The sequence below is a fragment of the Streptococcus oralis subsp. dentisani genome (genome assembly GCF_002096615.1).
Taxonomy (GTDB): Bacteria; Bacillota; Bacilli; order Lactobacillales; family Streptococcaceae; genus Streptococcus; species Streptococcus oralis_U.
Genome location: NZ_NCUX01000006.1, coordinates 1 through 749 on the forward strand (window position 1 = coordinate 1; position 749 = coordinate 749).

The 749-nt window shown below is 34.8% G+C and carries 1 protein-coding gene; it reads right to left on the bottom strand.

Annotated elements, in window-relative coordinates; all coding sequences use genetic code 11:
- Positions 1-95 precede the first annotated feature (95 nt).
- Positions 96-749 (bottom strand): HNH endonuclease (locus tag B7708_RS00055; protein ID WP_142358241.1); only part of this gene is annotated, 654 nt, incomplete at its 5' end.

The window sequence follows — 749 nt, forward strand, 5'->3', positions numbered from 1 at the left end:
GGGAACTATATACCAGTTTACACCACCAACAACATATTGTATTTATGAGAATATCAAAAAAGACGATTTCCGTTTTGGAAGTCGCCTTTTCAATTTTAATAGTTGTTCCCTTTTGAAGAGTTGTGCTTTTTACATAATAGTTGGCAATTTTCAGGGACAGTTTTTCCACCTAAAGACCACGGTGTAATATGGTCGCCTGCTAGTTCTTTAAGAGCATACTCTCTGTTGTTTCCTTCATCCACACAATAAACGCAGTGATGGCTCTGTTCTTCATATTTTTGCTTGATGGTTTTATCATCAAAAGCTCTAAGTTGGAGATATTTGGAATCTCCGTAAATGATGTACTGATAAATCCCTTTCATTTTAGTTGTGACTTCATCATCATTTACCAACTCTGCAATTTTTTCGTTAATGACAGAAGCACTATTTTTGATGATATTGTTGTCTAACTGTCCTAATTGATACTCTTTGTAGATTGTTCCCCAATCCATCCCTTTCAAACTGTTTTGATAGCTTATAAACTTTCCACGAACCCATTCAATTATGGCAGAAAAATTTTGCCATAATTCAGAAGCATCTGCATCTCCTTGATGCTTCAACATATAATCTTCGATTGTATTTGTACTATCGTCATTATCATTTTGTGAAGCCCATTTAATAGCAGTTTGTAGATACTCTTGTCTATTCCAATTACCATTTAATAGTGGTTCTGCTTTATCGTTATTCGGATTCTCGTCAGCAAGTACAAC